Origin of the sequence: Burkholderia sp. Ax-1720 (genome assembly GCF_011753035.1) — a bacterium.
Classification (GTDB): Bacteria; Pseudomonadota; Gammaproteobacteria; order Burkholderiales; family Burkholderiaceae; genus Burkholderia; species Burkholderia gladioli.
Genome location: NZ_VWWK01000011.1, coordinates 36,206 through 61,022, shown reverse-complemented (window position 1 = coordinate 61,022; position 24,817 = coordinate 36,206). Strand labels below are relative to the sequence as shown.

Annotated in this window: 14 protein-coding genes and 1 tRNA gene (1 of these 15 only partly in view); 10 read left to right on the top strand and 5 right to left on the bottom strand. The window is 66.9% G+C overall.

Translation table 11 applies throughout. The features are described from left to right. Nucleotides 1-69: 69 nt before the first annotated feature. The 7 genes from F3J18_RS05825 (at nt 70) to F3J18_RS05795 (ending at nt 4,964) form a co-directional block, all read left to right on the top strand. A complete protein-coding gene (locus tag F3J18_RS05825) occupies nt 70-498 on the top strand; it encodes a DUF4212 domain-containing protein (RefSeq protein ID WP_166911901.1) in 429 nt (142 codons plus the stop codon). Continuing rightward, complete coding sequence (locus F3J18_RS05820; protein WP_166911899.1) at nt 492-2,507, top strand: sodium:solute symporter family protein; 2,016 nt, start codon at nt 492-494, stop codon at nt 2,505-2,507. Before F3J18_RS05825 ends, F3J18_RS05820 begins: the two co-directional genes overlap by 7 nt. Before the next feature lie 43 nt (nt 2,508-2,550). Beyond that, entirely contained in the window at nt 2,551-2,985 is a 435-nt protein-coding gene (locus F3J18_RS05815; protein ID WP_166911897.1) for a hypothetical protein, read from the top strand. Nucleotides 2,986-3,051: 66 nt separating this feature from the next. After that, nucleotides 3,052-3,315, top strand: a complete 264-nt coding sequence (locus F3J18_RS05810; RefSeq protein ID WP_013698802.1) for a PAAR domain-containing protein — start codon at nt 3,052-3,054, stop codon at nt 3,313-3,315. Between the two features lie 142 nt (nt 3,316-3,457). Then, a complete protein-coding gene (locus F3J18_RS05805; RefSeq protein ID WP_166911895.1) occupies nt 3,458-4,048 on the top strand; it encodes a helix-turn-helix transcriptional regulator in 591 nt (196 codons plus the stop codon). Between the two features lie 102 nt (nt 4,049-4,150). Then, on the top strand, nt 4,151-4,744 hold the full coding sequence (locus F3J18_RS05800; protein ID WP_166911893.1) for an HD domain-containing protein: 594 nt from the start codon (nt 4,151-4,153) through the stop codon (nt 4,742-4,744). Between the two features lie 129 nt (nt 4,745-4,873). Further along, a tRNA-Ser gene (locus F3J18_RS05795) sits at nt 4,874-4,964 on the top strand. Between the two features lie 170 nt (nt 4,965-5,134). On the opposite strand, the gene F3J18_RS05790 is transcribed toward F3J18_RS05795, so the two are convergent. Continuing rightward, entirely contained in the window at nt 5,135-5,806 is a 672-nt protein-coding gene (locus F3J18_RS05790) for a DUF4276 family protein (protein WP_166911891.1), read from the bottom strand. 17 nt (nt 5,807-5,823) lie between these two features. Beyond that, nucleotides 5,824-7,206 (bottom strand): AAA family ATPase, encoded by a 1,383-nt coding sequence (locus F3J18_RS05785; RefSeq protein ID WP_166911889.1) that lies wholly within the window; start codon nt 7,204-7,206, stop codon nt 5,824-5,826. A 524-nt stretch (nt 7,207-7,730) separates the two neighbouring features. On the opposite strand from F3J18_RS05785, the gene F3J18_RS37785 reads away from it, so the two are divergent. Both F3J18_RS37785 and F3J18_RS05775 read left to right on the top strand, forming a co-directional pair. After that, nucleotides 7,731-8,561: a lytic transglycosylase domain-containing protein gene (locus F3J18_RS37785; protein WP_205195314.1), complete on the top strand. Its 831-nt coding sequence runs from the start codon at nt 7,731-7,733 to the stop codon at nt 8,559-8,561. A 193-nt stretch (nt 8,562-8,754) separates the two neighbouring features. Continuing rightward, nucleotides 8,755-9,717, top strand: a complete 963-nt coding sequence (locus F3J18_RS05775) for an AraC family transcriptional regulator (protein WP_166911887.1) — start codon at nt 8,755-8,757, stop codon at nt 9,715-9,717. Nucleotides 9,718-9,841: 124 nt separating this feature from the next. Here the strand turns inward: F3J18_RS05775 and F3J18_RS05770 are convergent, their stop codons facing one another. After that, nucleotides 9,842-10,399: a DUF302 domain-containing protein gene (locus tag F3J18_RS05770; protein ID WP_240156364.1), complete on the bottom strand. Its 558-nt coding sequence runs from the start codon at nt 10,397-10,399 to the stop codon at nt 9,842-9,844. Next, on the bottom strand, nt 10,383-11,762 hold the full coding sequence (locus tag F3J18_RS05765) for an FAD-dependent oxidoreductase (protein WP_166911885.1): 1,380 nt from the start codon (nt 11,760-11,762) through the stop codon (nt 10,383-10,385). The genes F3J18_RS05770 and F3J18_RS05765 overlap by 17 nt, the downstream gene beginning before the upstream one ends. A gap of 542 nt (nt 11,763-12,304) precedes the next feature. On the opposite strand from F3J18_RS05765, the gene F3J18_RS05760 reads away from it, so the two are divergent. After that, on the top strand, nt 12,305-13,750 hold the full coding sequence (locus tag F3J18_RS05760) for an NAD-dependent succinate-semialdehyde dehydrogenase (protein WP_025102293.1): 1,446 nt from the start codon (nt 12,305-12,307) through the stop codon (nt 13,748-13,750). 271 nt (nt 13,751-14,021) lie between these two features. Here the strand turns inward: F3J18_RS05760 and F3J18_RS05755 are convergent, their stop codons facing one another. Further along, nucleotides 14,022-24,817 carry the 3' portion of a non-ribosomal peptide synthase/polyketide synthase gene (locus F3J18_RS05755; protein WP_166911883.1) on the bottom strand. The gene runs 6,130 nt beyond the window's last position, so 10,796 of the gene's 16,926 nt are visible here — the last part of the coding sequence; the start codon falls outside the window, past its right edge — the gene reads right to left on this strand; the stop codon is at nt 14,022-14,024.

Genomic DNA, 24,817 nt, shown 5'->3' with positions numbered 1-24,817 from the left:
GGCCCGGCACGCAGCCCCTGCGCGGCAATCCCGATTGCCCGCGCCGGGGCTTTTTTGTTAGATAAGCGGATGACCGCCGCCCCCCGTTCCCCGTCGACCACCACCTCGACCTCCCGCCACTTCAGCGATCCGCCGCCGGTGCCGGACCGGCTCGCGCGCGCCCATGCGCGCTACTGGCGCTTCAACGTCGGGCTGATCGCGGTGCTGATGGCGATCGGCTTCGCGGTGTCCTTCCTGGTGCCGCTGTTCGCGCCGGCCCTGGCCGCGCTGCGCCTGGGCGGCTTCAGCCTGCCGTTCTACCTGGGCGCGCAGGGGGCGATCCTGGTGTACCTGCTGCTGATCGCCGTCTATGTGCTGCTGATGCAGCGCGCCGATCGCCGGCTGCGGCGCGACTACGCGGCCTGCGCCGACGAGCCTGATGCCGGCGCCGCGGTCGACGGCCAACCGCGCCGCACGGGCAGCCGGCATGACCACCGGGCGGATCGCGACGCATGCTGACCAGCCGGCTGATCCGCGCCTATGCGTGCTACACGCTGGGCTTCCTCGCCTTCGTGGCCTTGCTCTGGCGCATCGAGCGCGCCACCGGCCCCGGCGTCTGGATCGGGTACGTGTTCCTGTTCGTGCCGATCGCCGTCTATGCCGTGATCGGGCTGCTGTCGCGCACCTCCGACCTGGTCGAGTACTACGTGGCCGGGCGGCGCGTGCCCTCGGCCTTCAACGGCATGGCGACCGCGGCCGACTGGCTGTCGGCCGCCTCCTTCATCGGCCTGGCCGGCTCGCTCTACGCAACCGGCTACGACGCGCTGGCCTACCTGATGGGCTGGACCGGCGGCTTCTGCCTGGTGGCCTTCCTGCTGGCGCCCTACGTGCGCAAGCTGGCGCGCTACACCATCCCCGACTTCCTCGGCACGCGCTATTCGAGCACCCTGGTGCGCGCGCTCGCGGCCGGCGCGGCGATCCTCTGTTCCTTCGTCTACCTGGTCGCCCAGATCCAGGGCATCGGCCTGATCGCGACGCGCTTCATCGGCGTCGACTTCGCGATCGGCATCTTCTGCGGGCTGGCCGGGATCCTGGTCTGCTCCTTCCTGGGCGGGATGCGCGCGGTGACCTGGACCCAGGTGGCGCAGTACGTGATCCTGATCGTCGCCTTCCTGGTCCCGGTCTCGCTGATCGCCATCAAGGACGGGCTCGGGCCGGTGCCGCAGCTGAACTACGGGCACCTGATGACGCGCGTCGAGGCGCTCGAGGCCCAGGTGCGCGATTCGGCCGACGAGCATGCCGTGCGCGAGGCCTTCCGCGCGCGCGCCGCCGTGTTCCAGGCCCGGCTCGACCGGCTGCCGGCGTCCTACGGCGAGGCGCGCGTGCAACTGGCGGACGAGCTCGCGGCACTGCGCCGGCGCAACGGCCCGCTGCGCGAGATCAGCCAGCGCGAACGCGAGCTGGCCGAGTTCCCGCGCGACGCGGCGGCCGCGCGGGTGGTCTGGGAGCAGGCGCGCGACGAGCTGCTGGCGCGCGCCGCCGAGCCGCTGCCGATGCACCTGCCGTTCCCCTCGGCGACCAACGACGACGAGCGCCCGCGCCGGCGCAACTTCCTCGCGCTGCTGCTGTGCCTGTCGCTCGGCACGGCGAGCCTGCCGCACATCCTGACGCGCTACAACACCACCACCTCGGTGGCCTCGGCGCGCCGCTCGGTGGGCTGGACGCTGTTCTTCATCGCGCTGTTCTACCTGAGCGTGCCGGTGCTGGCGGTGCTGATCAAGTTCGAGATCCTCGCCCACCTGGTGGGCCAGCCCTTCGCCGAGCTGCCGTCCTGGGTCACGCAATGGCAGCACTTCGAGCCCGACCTGATCGGGGTGGTCGACGTGCTGCGCGACGGCATCGTGCACTGGTCCGACATCCAGATGCAGCCCGACATCGTGGTGCTGGCCGCGCCCGAGATCGCCGGGCTGCCCTACGTGATGTCGGGGCTGGTGGCGGCCGGGGCGCTGGCCGCGGCGCTGTCCACCGCCGACGGCCTGCTGCTGACGATCGCCAATGCGCTGTCGCACGACGTCTACTACCACATGGTGTCGCCCGACGCCTCGGCGCAGCGGCGCGTGACGATCTCGAAGGTGCTGCTGCTCGGCGTGGCGCTGTTCGCCTCCTACGTGGCCTCGCTCAATACCGGCAAGATCCTGTTCCTGGTCGGCGCGGCCTTCTCGCTGGCGGCCTCGAGCTTCTTCCCGGTGCTGGTGCTGGCGGTGTTCTGGAAGCGCACCACCACGCGCGGCGCGGTGGCGGGGATGATCACGGGGCTCGGCGTGTGCATCTACTACATCCTCTCGACCTATCCCTTCTTCACGCAGCTGACCGGCTTCGCCGGCCCCACCTGGTTCGGCATCGAGCCGATCAGCTCGGGCGTGTTCGGCGTGCCGGCCGGTTTCGCGGCCGCGATCGGCGTGAGCCTGCTCGACAAGCGGCCCGACGCCTATACCCGGGCGCTGGTCGATTACATCCGGCATCCATGAATCCGGCGAGGCGCGACCACCGGGCAGGCATCGGGCATTCGAGATGACGACGACACTCCATATCGACTGGCGCAGCGGCGCGGTCCGGATCGAGCAGGTCCGCATCGAGGTCGACGCGAGCGGCGTGCTCGCGCCCGATGCGCGGGCGCTGTGCGGGCGGCCCGAGACCACGCCGGGCGGCGCGCTGCGTTATCGCGTCGGCAAGCCGCTCGGGCTCCATGGCTATGCGGCGCGCTGCGTGATCGACGTGGCCGACGCCAGGGTGGCCAGCGTCGCCGTGCTGTTCGAGCCGATCCATTCCTTCGATGCGAGCATCACGGAATCGCGGATCGTGCAGGCGGTGGCGGCCGCCTCGGGACTGCAACTGGCGAGCACGCATCCGGCCAGCGCCGCGCTGGAGCCGCTCGCCTGGGGCCGGGCCCGGTTCAGCCACGATCCGCGCCAGGCAGACCTGAGCCTGATGTTGCGGTACCCTTGAGGCCGCTGCGGGCGCCGGGAGAGCGGTGGCCCGCAGGTGCATCCACCGAACTACGGGAGCAAGGACATGAAGAACGTGATTCGCGTCGGCGATCCGACCAGCCATGGCGGCGTGGTCGAGACCGGCGATTCGAGCCTGCTCGTCGAGGGCAAGCCGGTCGCGCGCGTCGGCGACCTCTGCATCTGCCCGATCGCCGGGCACCAGAGTTGCGTGATCGTCGAGGGCAACCCGGAATTCACCGTCGGCGGCCGGGCCGTCGCCTTCGACGGCCACAAGACCAGCTGCGGCGCCACCCTGCAATCGACGCTGAGCACCTTCGGCAGCGAGTAGGCGAGCGGGGCGGGCGAAGCCCGGCTGGCTCGGCGCGGGGGAGCGGTGACGTCGCCCATGCCGCCGCGCTTCGCGTCGAGTCTCGAATCGAATGCCGCCGCGTCGACACGGCGCGGCCCCCGCTGGGCATCGAAGGAAAGCCATGAAACCGATATCGTCGAACCAGGCAACGGCCACGTCCTTGCCGCCGTCCGCGCTGGCCTGTTCGCCGGGCGCGAGCCTGCGTCGGTGGCGCACGCTGCGCCGGATCAAGCAGGAACATGCGGCGGCGCTGTTCGGCGTATCGCAGTCGACGATATCGCGCTGGGAAGCCGGCACCCAGGCGGTGTCGCACGAGGAACTGCGGCGCATCGAGGCCTGCTTGTCGGCGCGCCTCGACTCGGCGGCGGATCGCGCGCTCGAGCGCCTCGTGAGCCATCACACCCGTCCCGTTCATCTCGTCTGCGACCTCACGCACCGGCTGCTGGCCTGCTCCACGCCGCGAGCGGCGGAGTTCGCGGCGCCGCTGCCGTCGCTGATGGGCGCGTCGCTCTGGCCGTTCGCGACGGCCGAGATCGTGGCGCGCGAGCAGTCCTTGCGCGATGCGGGCTGGCACGATCATCCGGCACCCTCGATCGAATTCGATACCGGGTCCAACGACTCGCCGCAGGTGCCGATTCGTGCGAGCCGCTGCCGCTGGACGCGTTTCACCTTGTCCGACGGGACGCTGGCGCGCCTGGTCGAAACGCTTTGAATGCCGAATGGTGGGGCGGGCGGCGACGCATAATTCATGCGTGGAGCGGACCCGCCCGGCGCCGTATAGTGGCCGATCAATCGAGTATTCGAGGTGGCTCCCATGGACGACGCGCTGATCGACGCACGACTGGATTTCCTGCGCGGCTGCGAGCGCCTGAAGGATGTGCTGCGCAGCGGCCATACCTCGGGCGGGCGACGCGAGAGCACGGCCGAGCACAGCTGGCGGCTCGCGCTGATGGCGATGGTGCTGATGGATCAATTGGGCGAGGTCGACCCCGGCAGGGTGCTCGAGCTCTGCCTGGTGCATGACCTGGGCGAGGCGCTGGGCGGCGACGTGCCGGCGCCCGAGCAGGCCCCGGGCAGCGACAAGGATGCCGTCGAGCGACGCGACCTGCTGCGCCTCGGCGAAACGCTCGATGCGCCGATGCGCGAGAGGATCGTCGCGTTGTGGGACGAGTATGCGCGGGCGGCCACGCCGGAAGCGCGCGCGGTGAAGGCGCTCGACAAGATCGAGACGATCCTGCAGCACACGCAGGGCGAGAATCCGCCCGATTTCGACTATGCGTTCAACCTCGCGTATGGACAGGCGCATACCCGCAAGGTGCCGGCGCTGCAGCGGTTTCGCGAGCGCGTCGACGAGGCGACGCGCGAGCGGATGGCAGGGACCTACTCGCTGAGGGGGCTGTCGCCGTGAAACCTCCTTTTGCTGCCGGGCTAATCGGTGAGAGGAGTAGTCTCAGAGGGATGCGGGGCCGAGGCTGGTCGAAGTCGCATCAGGGAGTAGCGAGCCGCCGCCGGAGTCTGCTATACTTGCGCTCTTGCTGGAGAGATGGATGAGTGGTTTAAGTCGCACGCCTGGAAAGCGTGTATAGGTTAATCGCCTATCGGGGGTTCGAATCCCCCTCTCTCCGCCAAAGAACCAAAAAAAAGCCCCGCAACTATAATTTGTGGGGCTTTTTTATTTCAACAAATAGCCTGGTTCTCCAAGAATTGCCTACGCGTACCTCGTAGCACTATCGTCTTCGCTCCCGCTGCGCTCGGAGCGGGCTTGGACAAGCGCAAGATCCGCGCTCCATCCATCCAATCACTGCTGTAATGGTTCGGCCAATTTGGCTTGGTTACGCATTTTTTGTCGAGCAAAATTAGCAATTTTCTCGCGAAAACGTTGATAGGATGGGAGATCCTGTATTGGTCCGCCAACATTGAGGTCAAAGGCTAAGCGTGCTCTCATTTCGCAAAAGCGATTTTTGAATTTCCTCAGTCGCGCACCTTGAGTTTCGCTAGCTTCGCATAGAGCTTCAAGCAACAAACCTTTTGCGTCGAGAACGCTCTCGAGTCGGCGAATCGAGGGAATGCAATCCAATCGCCCTCTATAATCGACGTTGCCAGCTATGCGCTTAATCGCTTCCCGATCGGTAAGTAGCCATGTTTCTAATTGCGTCAAGGGGATAACTGGAATTACTCTATCTACTGAAATCAGGCCATCAGTTGCGGTGATGATTTCCTGTTCTCTTTGCATAATTCCGGCATTATCGGCATCTCTGTGAACAAATATTACGTCGGCATTGGGGTAATGCTTCAGTAGTGCCTCAAGTTTTTCGCGAATTGTTCGTCCGATTGGACGCTGAAACATACTTAGATCTGGAGCTTCGCCGCTCGCTTCAGTGAAGCCCTCTTCAATTAATAAATTTTCGATATGATCCACTAAATTTAAATCTGATGTGCCTTCGCCCGTAAGAATGAATTGTATTTTCATGTTGGTCGTCTCGTTACTTAATCTTCTAGGTCTAATTCAATCTGCGAGTTGGGCGGTAGGGTGAGATATGCAATAATTGATCCTTTGTCAACGTATGAGTTGTTTGATATATTTCGCCAGCTGTCTTGTAGGCTTTTGCATCGGATTGTCGATGCTGGGTTGCCGTCTAGTCCGCGGACTTTAACAATATCTGCGTAGATTAAATCATTTGGACTTTCTAGTTTTACCAGTGCTGGTGAATGGGTGGCGATGAAAATTTGTCTCATGGGATTATCTTCCCCAGTAGGTTCGCCAGCGTCGACAGCCAATTCTTTGAGTAGTCCTAGAATGGCATTCATCTTCGCTGGATGAATGCCATTTTCTGGTTCTTCAAAGCAAAGTAGGCCTTTGAAGTCAGGGTCTTCCGCCATAATGCATAGTGCGAGGAATCTTAATGTTCCATCGGAAAGTGCGCGAGCGGGTAAAAATGCGCCGGAACGCTCTTTTACTTCAACAGTTAAAAGTTGGCGAACTTGGTCGACGTCAACCCGAACATCCGAGGTTGGAATGATTTCCGACAATCGACTTGCAATACATGAGCAAACATTTTGATCGCGTCGCTGGAGTTTATATAGCGTGGAAGCTAATTTCCCTCCGTCGGCTCCAACGCTACTTTCTTCATGCATTTTATTTGAACGACGCATAGCGCTCGGCTCTAGAGAGAGGAATCGCCATGATTGCATTTCTCTGCGTGCAGCAAGAACGGTTGGCCAAGCCGCGCTATTCGTATTGGCAACCACTGTCTTTGGAATGCGGTGTGCGGGAATTTTTTGTGGTTGTCCGCTGCTGCCGCCATCCTGATGGAGATGAATTTCTGTTATTCCATCGTCCATGACTTGAGTTGAAATATAGCCAGCCCCTTTTCGTTTGTTTACAACTACTTGGTCGCGGAACAGCGATGCGCTTAAAGGGAAATGGAGTTTGTTTGCCGCTTCGCCTTTGTTAATGTATGTTAATGCCTCGCGGGCAAGATAAATTCCCTGAGAATTGGAAGATTCATCTTGTGCATCGCGAGCAAGCTCTACTTCGTAGCGTAAAAATGTTGAGGTGGCGCGCGCTTTTCGACCGAAATCATCAATGAGGTCTAGTGGTACAATCATTTCCACGGCAAGTGATAGCTTGTCTGCTCGGAAATCATTGCTAGTCCAAAAAATATCAAGCGGATCGGAAGATACGGAGTCGCGTACTGCTAATGCGGCCTCCATAATTGATTTGTCGCTCAATAGTGAAAGAAATTTAATTGCATCAAAAATATTCGATTTGCCTACGCCATTGAGTCCGGCGATGCAATTGAAAGGGCCAAACGACACGGAAAAATTAAGTAGATTTTTGAATCCGTGGGCTTCAAGCTTGGTGAGCATAGTGTTCCCGGTTATCTGACTTGCGTGGCAGGTCTCTTGCCAGTTAAGAATTATGTCTTATCAACTAGGCTTTCGTCTACTCGTATCCGCCGGACTGGGCGTGTTGGGTCATAATGTGTAGTCCCAATATAAGGCACTGTATAGGAGGCAATCCAGGCCGTGCAGTTTGTCGAACAAATTGTGCTGGGGGCAAGGAGTTGTCGATCAATTTTTGCGCGTCACATGTCGACAGTCGACCTGATAGATGCCCCGAGCCATACGCTCTACATGCGGGCTGCCTCGATACCCAACCTTTATATGTAGCAGATGTTCGCGATTATTTAGCGCGAGGAACCGAAGGCGAGTTCGTAGTAGGTTTGTTGTGAGATAGTGCATGTTCTTGGTTCGTCTTCGGTCTTTGTTGACGGAAGTTAGAGTTCCGTTTCGCATCCCCGGCAGCCGCTTCGCAACCGCGGCCCGGCGCCTGCCGGAACCCGCCTAGAGTGCTCGGATAACCGTCGCGCCGTCCTCACAGGGAGACGTCCATGTCGATGTCCGTTGATGCCGCCGGATCGAGCACGCTCGATCCCTACCAGAGCTCGGGCCAGGGCAACACGCAGGCCCTGCAGCAGCTCGCGCAGCTCGAGCAACTGATCCAGCAGTTGATCGCCGAGCTGCAGATGTTCTCGCAGTTGAACAACCTGGCCAAGCAGAACTCGTCCCCGTCGGTTGGCGGCGCGGGCGGTGGTGGCGGTGGAGGCGGCGGCATGCCCGCGCTGTCGGACGGTGGTGGTGGCGGTGGTGGCGGCGGTGCGCCCCAGACGCTGGCGGCCGCTCCCGGCGGCGCGCCCGCCGCGGCCGATACCTCGCCGGCCACCGGCAGCGGCGCGCCGGCCGACGGCACGGGCGCGCCGGCAACGGCGGGCGCCTCGTCGGTCCAGGCCACGCCCGACGCCTCGGGCGGCGACATGACTCCGCAGGAAGTCGCCAGCAAGTACAAGGACGAGATCATGTCGGCATCGCAGTCCACCGGCGTGCCGCCCGGCATCATCGCCGGCCAGATCTGGCAGGAGTCGAAGGGGATCGCGAACACGCCCGGCGGCGGCCTGATGCAGCTCGGCCCCAACGAATTCCAGCAATACGGCGGCGGCGACATCTCGAACCCGGCCGACAATATCCGCGCCGGCGCGAACTACATGAAGGACCTCGCCAACCAGTTCGGCGGCAACATGGGCGCCGCGCTGCGCGCCTACAATTCCGGCCCGAACGGCGTCGACCTGGGCAACCTGAATGCGACGCCGGCCGGCACGGGCGATCCGACCTACGTGCAGAAGGTCATGCAGGCGGCCCAGCAATCGGGGCTCGCCACGGCCTGATCCGGCTGCTCGGCGCTTGCCGATCGAGGCCCGCGCTCTCGCGTTTCGCGAGGGCGCGGGCCTTGTGCTTTTTGCCGGGTTCGGGGCTGCCCGGGCATCCCTGCGCGATGAGATGCCAGGTGGTAGTATCCGCGAAATTCATGCTCGAACGTCTCGCATCGGCGAGGTGTCGACCTACCCACAGGAATCTTCGATGGATCTGCTGAGCCGTTTGCTGGCCTTGATGCCCGTGGCCGGGCAACTGGATGCGCGCTGCCATTTCGGCGCGCCCTGGCGCATCGACGGCGCCGCCGCCGGCGAGCGCGAAATCCATTACCACGTGCTGCTCAGCGGCGAGGCGAGCTTCGAGGACGGGCTCGGCGAGCCGCTGGCCATGCAGGCGGGCGATATCGTGATGCTGCCGTCCGGCGTGGGCCATGTGCTGCACGACGGCAGCGGCAAGCGTCCGACGAAGTCGGAGGAGCGCTTCGTCGCCGGGCTGGAGATGGTGTCGAACAAGGGGCGCGGCGCGCCGGCCGACGTGCTGTGCGGGCGCTTCCTGCTGCCCGCCATGCCGCAGCAACTGCTGCGCGACCACCTGCCGAACCGCCTGCTGGTCAGGACCTCGGCCGCGCCGGGGCAGGACGCCGCCGCCGGCAACCGGCTGACGCGGCTGGTCGGCCTGATGCGCGAGGAATCCGACGAACTCGGCCCGGGCAGCCTGGCGCTCGTCAATCACCTGTCGGGCGCGCTGTTCGCGCTGACCATGCGCTTCGCCAGCGAGGCCGGCGAGCCGCCGCGCGGGCTGCTCGCGCTGGCGGCGCGTCCGCGCCTGCAGCCGGCGCTGTCGGCGATGTTCGATACGCCCGAGAAGGCCTGGACCCTGCCCGAACTGGCCGAGCTCTGCCACATGTCGCGCGCGACCTTCGCCCGTCACTTCGACGAGGCGATCGGCCGCTCCGCCAGCGACATGCTCACCGAGATCCGCATGACCATCGCCGGCCGCATGCTCGCCGAGGGCACGCTGTCGGTGGCCGAGATCGGCGAGCGCGTCGGCTACCAGTCGGATGCTGCGTTCCAGCGCGTGTTCAAGCGGCAGATCGGCGTGACGCCCGCGCAATGGCGGGCCCAGAGCCGCGAGCGGGTGGAACTGGCGGAAGTGGGCGAGGCCGCGTGAAGCGCCTGCATGAGGCGGCCTCGTAACGCCGGCACCTCGTGCAAGCACGTCACGCAGTACATGACGTGCTCACATGAAGCGCTCGCTTCGCGCAGCCGGATCAAGCCCGGCGCGCGGCGCTGCCTCAGTTGGCGGTGGTCGCCGCCTTCAGCAGGGCCGGCACACGCGCGAGCGGCGCCAGCAAGGCGTCGTCCACGCCGTAGTCGCGCTCGAGCAGTCGCGCCGCGTCGAGATAATCGACCCAGACCGAGCCGTCCCCGGCTTGCCGGACCACCAGCCTCAGCGGCAGCTCGACGCTGGCCAGCGGATGTTGCAGCATCACCGGCGTGCCGGCCTTCGGGTTGCCGAACAGGATCAGCACCGTGGCCGGCATCTTCAGGCCGGAATCCGCCGCGGCCGCAGCCTGATCGATTTCCGCGAAGATCCGGATGCCCTTGTCGGCGAGCGCGCCGCGCAGGTGCGCTAGCGTGCCGGCGAAATCGTGGCTGCTCTGCCAGGACAGCAGCGCATCGCTGTGTGCTTGGTTCATGCTTGCCTCCATCGAGGTGTTGAGGGGAGCGGGCGTGGCGGCCGCCGCGCCGCCGAGGCCCGCCAGCATCAGCGCGAGGCCGCCGAGCAGCGCGGCGATTCTGCCACCGACTCGCGCCGCCGCCAGGCGCGGCCGCTTATTGCGCGGCCACATGTGCCGGCACCGCGTTCAGCAGGATATTGAGCCCTTCCGAGATCAGCGGATGCGCAATGATCGCATCGCGCACCGCCGTGTAGGGCAGCTCGCCGAGCATGGCCATCTGCACCGCCGTCATCACCTCGCCGGCATTGACGCCGAGCATCGTGAAGCCGAGGATCCGATCCGATTCCCCGTCCACCAGGATCTTCATGAAGCCCTGGGTCTCGCCGCTGGTGCGGGCGCGCGGCACGGCCGCCATCGGCAGCTTGGCCACGCGCACCGCGATGCCGCGCGCCTTCGCCTCCTGCTCGTTGATGCCGATGCGCGCCAGCTCCGGCTCGATGAACAGCGCATAGGGAATCTGGCGCTCGCGGGTGCTGCGATCGCCGCCCGCCAACTGCGATTTCAGCACGCGATAGTCGTCGTAGGAGGCGTGCGTGAACATCGCGGTGCCGGCCACCTCGCCGATCGCCCAGGTGTTCGGCGCGGTGGTGGCGAGCCGTTCGTCGACCTTGATGATGCCGCGCTCGTTGACTGCCACGCCGGCCGCTTCCAGGCCGAGATCGGCCGTTACCGGCGTGCGGCCGGTGGCGATCAGCAGGTGGCTGCCGCTCACTTCGCTGCCGTCGTCCAGGCGCAGCGTGACCGCCTCGCCCGAGCGTCCGCTCACCTCGACCGGGCGCACGCCCGAGCGGATCGCGATGTCGTCCGCGGCGAAGGCCGCCTCGATCGCGGCGCTGACGTCCTCGTCCTCGCGCAGCGCCACGCGCGGCGCGTCGTGGACGATCGTCACGCGGCTGCCGAGCCGGCGGAGCGCCTGGGCCAGTTCGAGCCCGATGTAGCCGCCGCCGATCACCACCAGGTGCTCGGGCAGCACCTCCAGGGCCAGCGCTTCCACGTGGGTGAGCGGCGCGGCGGCCTGGAGCCCCGGCACATCGGGAATCTGCGCGACCGTGCCGGTATTGATGAAGGCATGCTCGCCCTCGACGATGCGCGTGGCGCCCTCGGCGGTGCGCACCTCGATGCGGCGCGGGCCCACGAAGCGGCCGGTGCCGATGATCAGATCGAGGCCCGAGCCGAGCATCGCCTTGCGGTTGATCTCGACCATCCCGTCCACCACCGAGCGCACGTAGCGCTTCACGCCCGCCATCTCGGCGGGGCGCGCGGCGCCGTCGCGCCGGTTCGCGAGATGGGCCAGCTCGGCCTCGTGGATCAGCGCCTTGCTGGGGATGCAGGCGACGTTGATGCAGGAGCCGCCGATCATGCCGCGCTCGATCACGGCCACCCGCTTGCCGGCGCGCGCCAGCTCCATCGCCAGCGTCTTGCCGCCCTTGCCGCCGCCCAGAAACACATATTCGAAGTTTTCGACGTTTGCCATGACCGTATCCTGATTCCGTGGGTGCCCGAAGGCGTGTTGGGAAAGTCCTGCACCGCGTGGTGCGCCGCCTGGCGGCTGGTCGATCACGCGGTTGACGGAATGCATGTTGAGGCCGCCGGCGCCTGGCGCCCAGACGCGCTCGTCTCAGCTTCATGCCCGAACGTCTCATCGCGCCATGACGCTGTTTTTCCGCGCGTCGAGCCGGTCCGGGCGCCGAATTTCGATAGCGCGGCTTCCGGGCTTTCCGTTCGTCAGGGGCCGATCCGCTGTCACGCAGACTTTTTCCGGACGTTGTACGCTTACGGTCTTGCGCGGGCGCCCGGCCGCCGCGCGCCGCGGCCGGGCGCCATGCCCCGCCGGCCGGCGCGGCGGGCCGCCGCCCCCGTGCCGCGGGGCCGGCAGGCACGGCGCGGGTGCCGCCACGGCACGGATGCCGCTGGCGGCGCGAGCCGCCCGGCGTGCCCGGCGGCCCGTCCCGACGCGGCATGCCGCGGCAGCGCCCGGCTTCGGCCGCTCCTTTTCTCGATCAGGTGGATACCCAGATGACGAACACGACTTACACGGATACGCAGCTCCTCATCAACGGCGAGTGGTGCGATGCCGCGAGCGGCAAGACCATCGACGTGCTGAACCCGGCCACGGGCAAGGTGATCGGCAAGGTCGCGCACGCCGGCATCGCCGACCTGGATCGCGCGCTGGAAGCCGCCCAGCGCGGTTTCGAGACCTGGCGCAAGGTGACGGCCTACGATCGCGCGGCACTGATGCGCAAGGCCGCGGCGCTGGTGCGCGAGCGCGCCGACACGATCGCCCAGCTGATGACGCAGGAGCAGGGCAAGCCGCTGGTCGAGGCGAAGATCGAGGTGCTGTCGGCCGCCGACATCATCGAATGGTTCGCCGACGAAGGCCGCCGCGTCTACGGCCGGATCGTGCCGCCGCGCAACCTGGCGGTCCAGCAGACCGTGGTCAAGGAGCCGGTCGGCCCGGTGGCGGCCTTCACGCCCTGGAACTTCCCGGTCAACCAGGTGGTGCGCAAGCTCAGTGCGGCGCTGGCCACCGGCTGCTCGTTCCTGGTGAAGGCACCCGAGGAAACCCCGGCCTCGCCGGCCCAGCTGCTGCGCGCCTTCGTCGACGCGGGCGTGCCGGCGGGCGTGGTGGGCCTGGTCTATGGCGATCCCGCCGAGATCTCGAACTACCTGATCCCGCATCCGGTGATCCGCAAGGTCACCTTCACGGGCTCGACGCCGGTCGGCAAGCAGCTCGCCGCGCTGGCGGGCCAGCACATGAAGCGCGCCACCATGGAGCTGGGCGGCCACGCGCCGGTGATCGTCGCCGAGGACGCCGACCTCGATCTGGCGGTCAAGGCCGCCGGCGGCGCGAAGTTCCGCAACGCCGGCCAGGTCTGCATCTCGCCGACGCGCTTCCTGGTCCACAACAGCGTGCGCGAGGACTTCGCCAAGGCGCTGGTCAAGCACGCCGAAGGCCTGAAGGTCGGCGACGGCCTCGCGCTCGGCACCAACCTGGGCCCGCTGGCCAACTCGCGCCGCCTGGGCGCGATGGAGAAGGTGGTGGCCGACGCGCGCAAGACCGGCGCGACGGTGGCCACCGGCGGCGAGCGGATCGGCAGCGAGGGCAACTTCTTCGCGCCGACCGTGCTGACCGACGTGCCGCTCGAGGCCGACGTGTTCAACAACGAGCCGTTCGGCCCGATCGCGGCGATCCGCGGCTTCGACACGCTGGAGGACGCGATCACCGAAGCGAACCGCCTGCCTTACGGCCTGGCCGGTTATGCCTTCACGCGCGCGTTCAAGAACGTGCACCTGCTGACGCAGCGTCTGGAGGTCGGCATGCTTTGGATCAACCAGCCCGCCACGCCCTGGCCGGAAATGCCGTTCGGCGGCGTGAAGGATTCGGGCTACGGCTCGGAAGGCGGCCCGGAAGCGCTCGAGCCCTACCTCGTCACGAAGTCGGTGACGGTCACCGCCGCCTGAGCGGCGATGGTGACGGGGAGCCGGTCGCCCGACCGGCTCCCGGCGAGGCTCGCGTGAGGCGCGCCTCGCGAACTACCCCGCCAGTACCCGCCTGCGCTGCCCCGGCCGTTTCCCGCGTGGCTTCTGACCACGACGCGCGAGGCGGCACCCGCTCCACTCCCCGATACAGATCGGCTCGATCGCGCGCCGGCGCATCCCGCGCCGGGGCAGGCGCCGGCTCGTGCTCGCGCCAGGGCGCCCCGCGCCGGGCAAGCCGCTGCCCGGCGCCGGCTCATGCCGGGCTGTCGCTGGGGTGGAGGCTGTCGATCGAATCCAGCACCACGTCGTTGAACTTCCGGCCCAACTGCGCGCGATGCCCGATGTCGACCACCATCGAATGATGGTCGCCGGGCACCGGAATCAGGTGCAGTATCGAAGCCGGCAGGATCCGGTCCCATCCCAGGCCGGGATCGATGGCATCGGCTTGCCGGCTTGCCGCATCCTGCGAGGTCCTGCCGGAGCCCAGCAACTCCGTCGCGTGGAACTGATGCACCTTGCGCGCGATCGGTTGCGGCCGATAGTGCCTGACCGTCTGGGCGTAGTGGGCGATCTGCTCCCATCGCGACACCTCGACGGGCAGGCAGGCATGCCGCGGATAGAGCCCGAATTGCTGGGCGGATTCGATCAGCTCCGTCAGCCCGGCCCGATCGCGCCGCGCGCGCAGGTCGGCGATCGCGGATTCGTGCTCCGTCTGGTATTTCTCCTCGATCCACTCGATGAACACCTGTTGGGCGGATTCCGGCATCTCGGCTTCCAGCGCCTGGGGCGTGGAGACGTCGAGCAGCCCCACGAACGACACTTCCTCGTTCGCCTCCAGCAGCGCATGCGCGATGGCGTAGGCCACCAGCCCCCCCGACGAATAACCCGCGAACCGATAGGGGCCGCTCGGCTGTACCGCCTTGATCAGCGCAATCATCCGGCTCGCCATGGCTTCGATCGTCGAGAGCGGTGTTTCGTGGAGCGATTGCCAAGGCAGCGCATAGATGGGGAAGCTCGAGTCGATGTGCGAAGCCAGCGAGAAGGCATAGGAGTAGTCTCCCAGGCCGGTCGGCAGGAAGAAGATCGGCGGCTGCGTGCCCCCGACGCGAACCGGCACCGCTTCCAGCGCCTGTGTCGAAGCCGAGGCCGACGCGATGCGCTGCGCCAGGCTGGTGAGTTCGGGGTGCTGGAACACCTCGTTCAGGGTGAGCAGGTAGCCCAGCTCGGCGATGCGAATGATCAGTTGTACTGCGAGCAGGGAATGTCCGCCGAGTGCGAAGAAGCTGTCGTGACGACTGACTTTCTCGACGCCGAGCAGATCGGCCCAGATCTCGGCGAGGGCGGATTCGATCTCGCCTTGGGGCGCTTCATAAGCTTGACGCGCGAGCGCGGATTGATCCGGCGCGGGCAGCGCGCGTCGGTCGACCTTGCCGTTGGGCGTCAAGGGCAGGGCGTCGAGCCGCACGAAGGCGGCCGGCACCATGTAGTCCGGCAGTTGCGCGGCGAGATGGCTGCGCAGCGCGCCCACTAATTGCTCGTCGTGCTCGGCCACCACATAAGCGACCAGGCGCTTGTCGGCGCCGTCGCCGATCGCGAGCACGACTGCCTCGCGCACGGCGGGATGGTTGGCCAGCCGGGCCTCGATCTCGCCGAGTTCGATCCGGAAACCGCGGATCTTGACCTGGAAGTCGTTGCGGCCGAGGTATTCGATATTGCCGTCGGGCAGGTAGCGGGCGAGGTCGCCGGTGCGATACATGCGAGCGTCGGCATCACTGGCGAAGGGATCGTGCACGAAGCGTTCGGCGGTGAGTTCGGGGCGATTGAGATAACCGCGCGCGACGCCCACGCCACCGATATGCAGCTCGCCAACCGCGCCCGTCGGCACGGGCTGCCCGTGCTCGTCGAGCAGGTAGATCCGCGTATTGGCGATCGGCCGGCCGATGGCCGAGGCGGGCAACTTCCTGGCCGGGTCGTCCCGCACGGGCAGGACGGTGGACCAGATCGCCGTCTCGGTGGGTCCGTAGAGATTCCAGACCTGACGCGTGGCGGCCTGCAGGCGAAGGGACAGGTCTGCTTGCAGCGCCTCGCCGCCGCACAGGGCGACCAGGGGCAGCTTGATATCCGGTTGCGCGAGCAGGGTGCGCCAGATGGCGGGCGTGGCCTGCAGCATGGAGATGCGCTGCCGGACGATCAGGTCGTGCAGGGCGAGCGGGTCCATGACGTCGCGGCGCGCGGCGAGCACGACCGTGGCGCCCTTGCCGATGGGCAGATAGAGCTCAAGCGCGGCGATATCGAAGGACATGCTGGTGATGGCCAGCAGGCGATCCCCCGAGTGGATGCCGGGCGCGGTGGCCATGGCGCTCAGGAAGTTGAGGACCTGCCGGTGCTCGACCATGACGCCCTTGGGCTTGCCGGTGGAGCCTGAGGTGTAGATGACGTAGGCGAGGTGTCGCGAAGTGAGTCCGGGTACGACGGGGTTCGTCGTGGGGCGATCAGGCAATGCGTTGGGATCGAGCAGGCGGCGCCCGTCGAGCGCGTCCTGGCCGAGGGCGGCACGGCCGGCGGTGTCGACGAGCACGATGCCGGGATCGGCATCGATGAGGATGTGAGCGAGTCGCTCGCCGGGATAGGCAGGGTCGAGCGGGACATAGGCGCCGCCGGCCTTGAGGATGGCGAGCAGGCCGACGAGCATGGCGCTCGAACGCTCGACGCAGATGGCCACGCGGGAATCGGGCTGCACGCCGAGGGCGATCAGCTCGTGTGCGAGCTGGTTGGCCCGCTCGTTGAGCTGGGCATAGCTGAGCGTTTGCTCCTCGAAGACGAGCGCGACGGCGTCGGGCGTGCGCTCGACCTGCTGCTCGAACGACTGGTGAATGCAATGCTGTTCGGGGTAGTCCGCTTGCGTCGCATTCCAGTCGCTCAGCAGCAGCTTGCGTTCTTCGGGCGGCAGGATGTCGACATGATCGACCGCCTGCGTTTCATCCCGGGCCATCGCTCGCAGCATGGCCTGCAGGTAAGCGAGATGCCGTTCGATCGTGGCCCGCTCGAACAGTGCCGTCGAATAGCCGAGCACACCGGCGATTCCGTCGTCGCTCTCTTCGAATGCCAGTTCCAGGTCGAACTTGACCGTGTCTTGGCTCGGCGGCAACGGTGCCACCTCGAGTTCGGGCAACTGCAACGACGTGCCTTGCCGGAACTGCCAACTAAGCATCACCTGGAACAGCGGCGAGTGTTCCAGGTTGCGCGGCGGATTGACGACTTCGACGACCTGCTCGAAGGGCAGGTCCTGGTGGTCCTGCGCGGCAAGCGCGGCGTGACGCACGCGCGCGAGCAAGGCGGCGGCATCGGGCGTGCCGGACAGATCGAGGCGCAGTGCCAGCGTGTTGACGAAGAAGCCGATCAGCGGCTCGACCTCCTGCCGATTTCGGTTCGCGCTGGGCGTGCCGATCACGATGTCCTGCTGGCCGGACAGTCGCGCGAGCACGGCGGCCCAGGCGGCCATCACGGTCATGAACAGCGTCACGCCATGGGCTTGCGCGAGGCGCCTGAGCGCCTGCGTGAGCTCGGCGTCCAGGCGCACCGGCACGTGAGCACCGGCAAACGACTGCTGCGCGGGGCGGGGGTGGTCGGTGGGCAGGTCGATCAGGGCCGGCGCATCGGCGAGCGTCTGGCGCCAATACTCGCCTTGGGCCTGCAGGCGTTCGCCCGTGAGCCACTGGCGCTGCCAGGCGGCGTAGTCGGGGTATTGAATGGCCAGCGGCGCGAGCGGATCGGGCAAGCCATCGAGATAAGCGCCATAGAGGGCCTGCAGCTCGCCGAGCAGGACCTCGAAGGACCATGCATCGGAGACGATGTGATGTTGGGTCAGCAGGAACGCGTGTTCATCCTCGCTCAAGCGGATCACGCGGGCGCGGATCAGCGGGCCCTGTTCGAGATCGAAGGGCGCATGAGCTTCCTGGGCACTGATGGCCTGCAACTGCTGCTGCGCGTCGGGCGTGCCGCGCAAGTCGTGATGCGTGACGGGCAAGGCGGTGCCGATCGGCAGCAGCCGCACTTGCGGCTGGCCCTGGACCGTGACGAAGGTCGAGCGCAGCGCCTCGTGGCGATCGAGCAGCGTGTCGAGCGCGCGCTGCCATGCTGCCGCGTCGAGTCGGCCTTGCAGGCGCAGCGCCAGCGGGATGTGATAAGTGGCGCTGACGCCGTCGAGCTGGGCCAGGAACCACAGTCGCTGCTGGGCGAAGGAGAGCGGCAACTCGCCATCGCGTGAGACCGGCGTGATGGGCGGCAGCGCGGCGGCGCCCTGGTCCAGTCGGTCGGTAATGATCGCAGCCAGGCCGGCGAGCGTGGGCGAGGCGAACAGCTTGGCGAGAGGCAACTCGGTGCCGAGCGCGGCGATGCGGCCAACCAGCCGCACGGCGAGCAGGGAGTGCCCGCCGAGTGCGAAGAAGCTGTCGTGGCGGCCGACACGCTCGACACCGAGCAGTTCGGCCCAGATTTCGGCGAGCGCGGATTCGATCTCGCCTTGGGGCGCTTCATAAGCCTGACGCGCGAGCGCGGATTGATCCGGCGCGGGCAGCGCGCGTCGGTCGACCTTGCCGTTGGGCGTCAAGGGCAGGGCGTCGAGCCGCACGAAGGCGGCCGGCACCATGTAGTCCGGCAGTTGCGCGGCGAGATGGCTGCGCAGCGCGCCCACCAATTGCTCGTCGTGCTCGGCCACCACATAGGCGACCAGACGCTTGTCGGCGCCTTCGCCGATCGCGAGCACGACTGCCTCGCGCACGGCGGGATGGTTGGCCAGCCGAGCCTCGATCTCGCCGAGCTCGATCCGGAAACCGCGGATCTTGACCTGGAAGTCATTGCGGCCGAGGTATTCGATATTGCCGTCGGGCAGGTAACGGGCGAGATCGCCGGTGCGATACATGCGCGCTTCGACATCACCGGCGAAGGGATCGCGCACGAAGCGTTCGGCGGTGAGTTCGGGGCGGTTGAGATAACCGCGCGCGACGCCGTCGCCGCCGATATGCAGCTCGCCGACCGCGCCCGTCGGCACGGGCTGCCCGTGCTCGTCGAGCAGGTAGATCTGCGTATTGGCGATCGGCCGGCCGATGGCCGAGGCGGGCAACTTCCTGGCCGGGTCGTCCCGCACGGGCAGGACGGTGGACCAGATCGCCGTCTCGGTGGGCCCGTAGAGATTCCAGACTTGATGCGTGGCGGCCTGCAGGCGGAGGGACAGGTCTGCTTGCAGCGCCTCGCCGCCGCAGAGGGCGACCAGGGGCAGCTTGATGTCCGGTTGCGCGAGCAGGGTGCGCCAGATGGCGGGCGTGGCCTGCAGCATGGAGATGCGCTGCCGGACGATCAGGTCGTGCAGGGCGAGCGGGTCCATGACGTCGCGGCGCGCGGCGAGCACGACGGTGGCGCCCTTGCCGAGAGGCAGATAGAGCTCGAGCGCGGCGATATCGAAGGACATGCTGGTGATGGCCAGCAGGCGATCCCCCGAGTGGATGCCGGGCGCGGTAGCCATGGCGCTCAGGAAGTTGAGGACCTGCCGGTGCTCGACCATGACACCCTTGGGCTTGCCGGTGGAGCCTGAGGTGTAGATGACGTAGGCGAGGTGTCGCGAAGTGAGGCCGGGTACGACGGGGTTCGTCGTGGGGCGATCAGGCAACGCGTTGGGATCGAGCAGGCAGCGCCCGTCGAGCGCGTCCTGGCCGAGGGCGGCCCGGCCGGCGTCGTCGAGGAGCACGATGCCGGGATCGGCATCGATGAGGATGTGAGCGAGTCGCTCGCCGGGATAGGCGGGGTCGAGCGGGACATAGGCGCCACCGGCCTTGAGAATGGCGAGCAGACCGACGAGCATGGCGCTCGAACGCTCGACGCAGATGGCCACGCGCGAATCGGGCTGCACGCCGAGGGCGATGAGCTCGTGCGCGAGCTGGTTGGCGCGAGCGTTGAGCTGGGCATAACTGAGCGTTTGATCCTCGAAGACGAGGGCGACGGCGTCGGGCGTGCGCTCGACCTGCTGCTCGAACGACTGGTGAATGCAATGCTGCTCGGGATAGTCCGCCTGCGTCGCATTCCAGTCGACCAGCAGCAGCTTGCGTTCTTCGGGCGGCAGGATGTCGACATGATCGACCGCCTGCGTTTCGTCCCGCGACATCGCTCGCAGCATGGCCCGCAGGTAACCCGCCTGCCGTTCGATGGTGGCCCTGTCGAACAAGGCCGTCGAATAGCTCAGGGTGCCGAAAATCTCGTCGCCGTTCTCCTCGAGCGCCAGTTCCAGATCGAACTTCACCGTGTCGTAAGCCGGCGGCAGCGCCGTGACTTCCAGCTCGGGCAGCGGCAATGACGTGCCTTGTTGGGACTGCCAGCTGAACATCACCTGGAACAGCGGCGCATGCTCCAGGTTGCGCGGCGGGTTGACGATCTCGACGATCTGCTCGAAAGGCAGGTCCTGGTGATCCTGCGCGGCCAGCGCGGCATGACGCACGCGCGCGAGCAAGGCGGCGGCATCGGGCGTGCCGGACAGATCGAGGCGCAGCGCCAGCGTGTTGACGAAGAAACCGATCAGCGGCTCGACCTCCTGCCGATTTCGATTCGCGCTGGGGGTGCCGATCACGATGTCGTGCTGGCCCGACAGCCGCGCGAGCACGGCGGCCCAGGCGGCCATCACGGTCATGAACAGCGTGGCACCGTGCGCTTGCGCGAGGCGCCTGAGCGCCTGCGTGAGTTCGGCATCGAGGCGCATCGGCACATGGGCGCCGACGAAGGATTGCTGCGCGGGACGGGGGTGGTCGGTGGGCAGGTCGAGCAGCGTCGGTGCATCGGCGAGCGTTTGGCGCCAATACTCGCCCTGGGCCTGCAAGCGTTCGCCCGTCAGCCACTGGCGCTGCCAGGCGGCATAGTCGGGATACTGGATGGCCAGCGGCGCAAGCGGATCGGGCAAGCCATCGAGATAAGCGCCATAGAGGGCCTGCAGCTCGCGTAGCAGGACTTCGAAGGACCAGCCGTCCGAGACGATGTGATGCTGGGTCAGCAGGAACGCGTGTTCGTCCTCGCTCAAGCGGATCAGGCGGGCGCGGATCAGCGGGCCCTGTTCGAGGTCGAAGGGCGCATGAGCTTCCTGGGCACTGATGGCCTGCAACAGCTGCTGCGCGTCGGGTGCATCGCGCAGGTCGTGATGCGTGACGGGCAAGGCGGTGCCCACCGGCAGCAGCCGCACTTGCGGCTGGCCCTGGACCGTGACGAAGGTCGAGCGCAGCGCCTCGTGACGATCGAGCAGCGTGTCGAGCGCGCGCTGCCATGCTGCCGTGTCGAGCCGGCCTTGCAGGCGCAGCGCCAGCGGGATGTGATAAGTGGCGCTGACGCCATCGAGTTGGGCCAGGAACCACAGTCGCTGTTGGGCGAACGAGAGCGGCAACTCGCCATCGCGCGAGACCGGCGTGATGGGCGGCAAAGCGGCGGCACCCTGGTCCAGGCGGTTGGTAATGAGCGCAGCCAGGCCGGCGAGTGTGGGCGAAGCGAACAGCTTGGCGAGAGGCAACTCGGTGCCGAGCGCGGCGATGCGGCCGACCAGCCGGACGGCGAGCAGGGAATGCCCGCCGAGTGCGAAGAAACTGTCATGGCGGCCGACACGCTCGACGCCGAGCAACTCGGCCCAGATCTCGGCAAGCGCACATTCGAGCTCGCCTTGAGGCGCTTCATAAGCCTGACGAGCGAGCGCGGACGAATCGGGCGCGGGCAGCGCGCGGCGATCGAGCTTGCCGTTGGGGCTGAGCGGCAGGGCGTCGAGTCGCACGAAGGCAGTGGGCACCATGTAGTCGGGCAGTTGCGCGGCGAGGTGATCGCGGATCGCGCCGATCAACTGCTCGTCATGCTCGGCCACCACATAGGCGACCAGACGCTTGTCGGCGCCGTCGCCGATCGCGAGCACGACCGCCTCGCGCACGGCGGGATATTCCGCGAGCCGAGCCTCGATCTCGCCGAGCTCGATTCGGAAGCCGCGGATCTTGACCTGGAAGTCGTTGCGGCCGAGGTACTCGATATTGCCGTCGGGCAGGTAACGGGCGAGATCGCCGGTGCGATACATGCGCGCGTCGGCATCACTGGCGAAGGGATCACGCACGAAGCGCTCGGCGGTGAGTTCGGGCCGGTTGAGATAGCCGCGCGCGACGCCCACGCCGCCGATATGCAGCTCGCCGACCGCGCCTAGCGGCACGGGCTGCCCGTGCTCGTCGAGCAGGTAGATCTGCGTATTGGCGATCGGGCGGCCGATGGGGACCGTCGAGCCGGCATAGTCGGGCGGGCAGGTCCAGGCGGTCACGTCGATCGCGGCCTCGGTCGGCCCGTAGAGATTGTGGATCCGCGCGGCGGGCAGCAAGGCCTGGCAGCGCCGGATCGCGGAAACGGGCAGGGCCTCGCCGCTGCAGACGAGCCGCTGCAGGGAGGTGCAAGCCTGGACCCCCTCGGTGCCCAGGAAGATATTGAGCATCGAGGGGACGAAGTGGGCGGTGGTGATGCGCTGGCGGCCGATGAGCGCGATCAGGGCTTCGGGGTCGCCCTGTATGCCGGGGGCGGCGACGACGAGGGTGGCGCCGTTGAGCAGGGTCCAGAAGAATTCCCAGACGGAAACGTCGAAGCCGAAGGGGGTCTTCTGCAGGACGCGATCGGAGGCGTCGAGAGCGTAGGCGCGCTGCATCCAGTCGAGGCGATTGACGAGCGCGCGATGCTCGTTCTGTGCGCCTTTGGGCTTGCCGGTGGAGCCTGAGGTGTAGATGACGTAGGCGAGGTGTCGAGAAGTCAGGCCCGGCACGACGGGGTTGCTCGTGGGGCGCTCGGGCAGCGGCGCGTCGGGGTCGAGCCCATGACGCCCGTCGAGCGCGTCCTGGCCGAGGGCGGCACGGCCGGCGTCGTCGAGGAGCACGATGCCGGGATCGGCATCGATGAGGATGTGAGCGAGTCGCTCGCCGGGATAGGCGGGGTCGAGGGGGACGTAGGCGCCGCCGGCCTTGAGGATGGCGAGCAGTCCGACGACCATGGCGCTGGAGCGTTGGAGGCAGATGCCGACGCGGGAATCGGGTTGCACGCCGAGGGCGATGAGCTCGTGCGCGAGCTGGTTGGCGCGCTCGTTGAGCTGGGCATAGCTGAGGGTTTGCTCCTCGAAGACGAGGGCGACGGCGTCGGGCGTGCGCTCGACCTGCTGCTCGAATTGCTGGTGAAGACAGACGTCCTCGGGATAGGGCGTGCTGGTGGCGTTCCACTCATGCAGCAAGGCGCGCTCTTCGGGCGGCAGGATGTCCAGCTGCCGGACCGGCATCGTCGGCGTTCGGTCCAGCGCGGTCGCGAGACTGTCCAGCGCCTGGGCGAAGTAGGCGGCGACGCGATCGACGTCGAGCGAGTCGACCACCTGGACGGTCATGCCCAGCGAGCTGCCGAAATCCTCCACGGCAAGCGTGAGCGGATAGTTGGTTCGCTCCTGCGCATGCAGGAATTCGAATCCGGCATCGACGTTTTCCGGTTCGGCCGCGATCACGTTGTGGCGATAGTTCAGCAGCGAGCTGAACAGCGGCGAGCCGGGAGCGATGCCGCTGCATTGCTGGGCCAGCGCGAGCGAGGCGTGCTCGTGGTCGATCAGGCCGGCCAGCAGCGTATGCATGCGACGGGCTGCCTGCTCCACCTGGGTGTCGTCCAGGTCCATGCGCAGGGGCAGGGTGTTGATGAACAGGCCCATGGCCTGGTCGGTGCCCGCGCCGCCCTGCATCCGGCCGAACAGCACGGTGCCGAACACGACGCGGTCCTGCCCGCTGGCGCGGGCGAGCACCTGCGCCCAGGCCAGGTGGCAGAGGCTCGCCAGGCTCACGCCCAGGCGCCGCGCCTGAGCGCGCAACTGGTCGTTCAGTGCCTGCGGCAGCATGCGCTGCGATTCCCTGACCTGCGAGCCGTCGAGATGCACCTCGGTGAGGCCGAAGGGCAGCGTGGGTTCGTCCACGTCGGCCAGCATGGTGCGGAAGAAGGATTCATGCTCCTGCTGGCTCTTGCCCAGGCGAGCCTGCGCGATCGCGTTGCGGAACGGCTGGGCCGGCGGTAGTTGCGCGGCCTGGCCAGCGAGTATGGCCTGCACCTCGCGATGCAGGATCTCCATGGTGGAGTGATCGCCGATCACGTGATGCAGCAGCTCGACCAGCAGCCAGCGGCCCTGCTCGTCGCGGGCGGTGGCGAAGCGCAGCAGCGGGGCCTGGCCCAGGTCGATGCGATGCTCGCGCGGGTCGAAGCGCCGGGCCAGTTGCTCGGCGACAGGCCCGTCGGCGGGGTCCAGGCTCAGCTCGGCGAGCGTGAGCGGCGCGTCGCGCCACACCACCTGTGCCGGGTTGGACAGGCCCTCCCAGACGAAGGCCGTGCGCAGCACGTCGTGGCGAGCCACCACCTGTTGCACGGCATCGAGGTAGCGATCCAGGTGCTCGCGCGAAGCGAAGGCCGCCTGCTGGATCACCAGGTAGGGGTCGCCGCGGGTGGCCAGCAGATGGTGGAAGAGGATGCCGTCCTGCAACGGGGAGAGCGCGTAGATATCCTGGATGGCGCTCACGCCGCCGGGCACCTGCTGGACCAGATGGTCGATCTCGGGCTGGGTGAGGCTGATGAGCGGCAACAGCTCGGGCGTGATCGCGCGAGTGTCGGGCGTGATCCGGTTGGCCGGGATCTCGATCTCCCGGTCCCGGTTGCTGCGCTGCTGATCCAGGCGTTGGGCCAGTACGCTCAGGACGGGCGTCTGGAACAGGTCTCGAATCGCCAGTTCCAGGCCCTTCTGGCGGAGCTTGACGATCATTCGCACGGCCATCAGCGAGAAGCCGCCCAGCACGAAGAAGCTGTCGTGACGGCCGATGCGCTCGATGCCGAGCAGCTCGGCCCAGACCGCGGCGAGCGTGCATTCGGTCTCGCCCTCGGGGGCCTCGTAGGCCCGGGACGCGGGCGCGGGTTGCTCCAGCGGCAGCGCGCAGCGGTCGAGTTTGCCGTTGTGGGTCAGCGGCAGGGCGTCGAGCCGCACGAAGGCGGCAG

What these genes read in the sequence shown, in the direction of transcription:
- F3J18_RS05825 (WP_166911901.1), top strand. Translation starts at nt 70, where the DNA reads ATGACCGCCGCCCCCCGTTCCCCGTCGACCACCACCTCGACCTCCCGC.
- F3J18_RS05820 (WP_166911899.1), top strand. Translation starts at nt 492, where the DNA reads ATGCTGACCAGCCGGCTGATCCGCGCCTATGCGTGCTACACGCTGGGC.
- F3J18_RS05815 (WP_166911897.1), top strand. Translation starts at nt 2,551, where the DNA reads ATGACGACGACACTCCATATCGACTGGCGCAGCGGCGCGGTCCGGATC.
- F3J18_RS05810 (WP_013698802.1), top strand. Translation starts at nt 3,052, where the DNA reads ATGAAGAACGTGATTCGCGTCGGCGATCCGACCAGCCATGGCGGCGTG.
- F3J18_RS05805 (WP_166911895.1), top strand. Translation starts at nt 3,458, where the DNA reads ATGAAACCGATATCGTCGAACCAGGCAACGGCCACGTCCTTGCCGCCG.
- F3J18_RS05800 (WP_166911893.1), top strand. Translation starts at nt 4,151, where the DNA reads ATGGACGACGCGCTGATCGACGCACGACTGGATTTCCTGCGCGGCTGC.
- F3J18_RS05790 (WP_166911891.1), bottom strand. Translation starts at nt 5,806, where the DNA reads ATGAAAATACAATTCATTCTTACGGGCGAAGGCACATCAGATTTAAAT.
- F3J18_RS05785 (WP_166911889.1), bottom strand. Translation starts at nt 7,206, where the DNA reads ATGCTCACCAAGCTTGAAGCCCACGGATTCAAAAATCTACTTAATTTT.
- F3J18_RS37785 (WP_205195314.1), top strand. Translation starts at nt 7,731, where the DNA reads ATGTCGATGTCCGTTGATGCCGCCGGATCGAGCACGCTCGATCCCTAC.
- F3J18_RS05775 (WP_166911887.1), top strand. Translation starts at nt 8,755, where the DNA reads ATGGATCTGCTGAGCCGTTTGCTGGCCTTGATGCCCGTGGCCGGGCAA.
- F3J18_RS05770 (WP_240156364.1), bottom strand. Translation starts at nt 10,399, where the DNA reads ATGTGGCCGCGCAATAAGCGGCCGCGCCTGGCGGCGGCGCGAGTCGGT.
- F3J18_RS05765 (WP_166911885.1), bottom strand. Translation starts at nt 11,762, where the DNA reads ATGGCAAACGTCGAAAACTTCGAATATGTGTTTCTGGGCGGCGGCAAG.
- F3J18_RS05760 (WP_025102293.1), top strand. Translation starts at nt 12,305, where the DNA reads ATGACGAACACGACTTACACGGATACGCAGCTCCTCATCAACGGCGAG.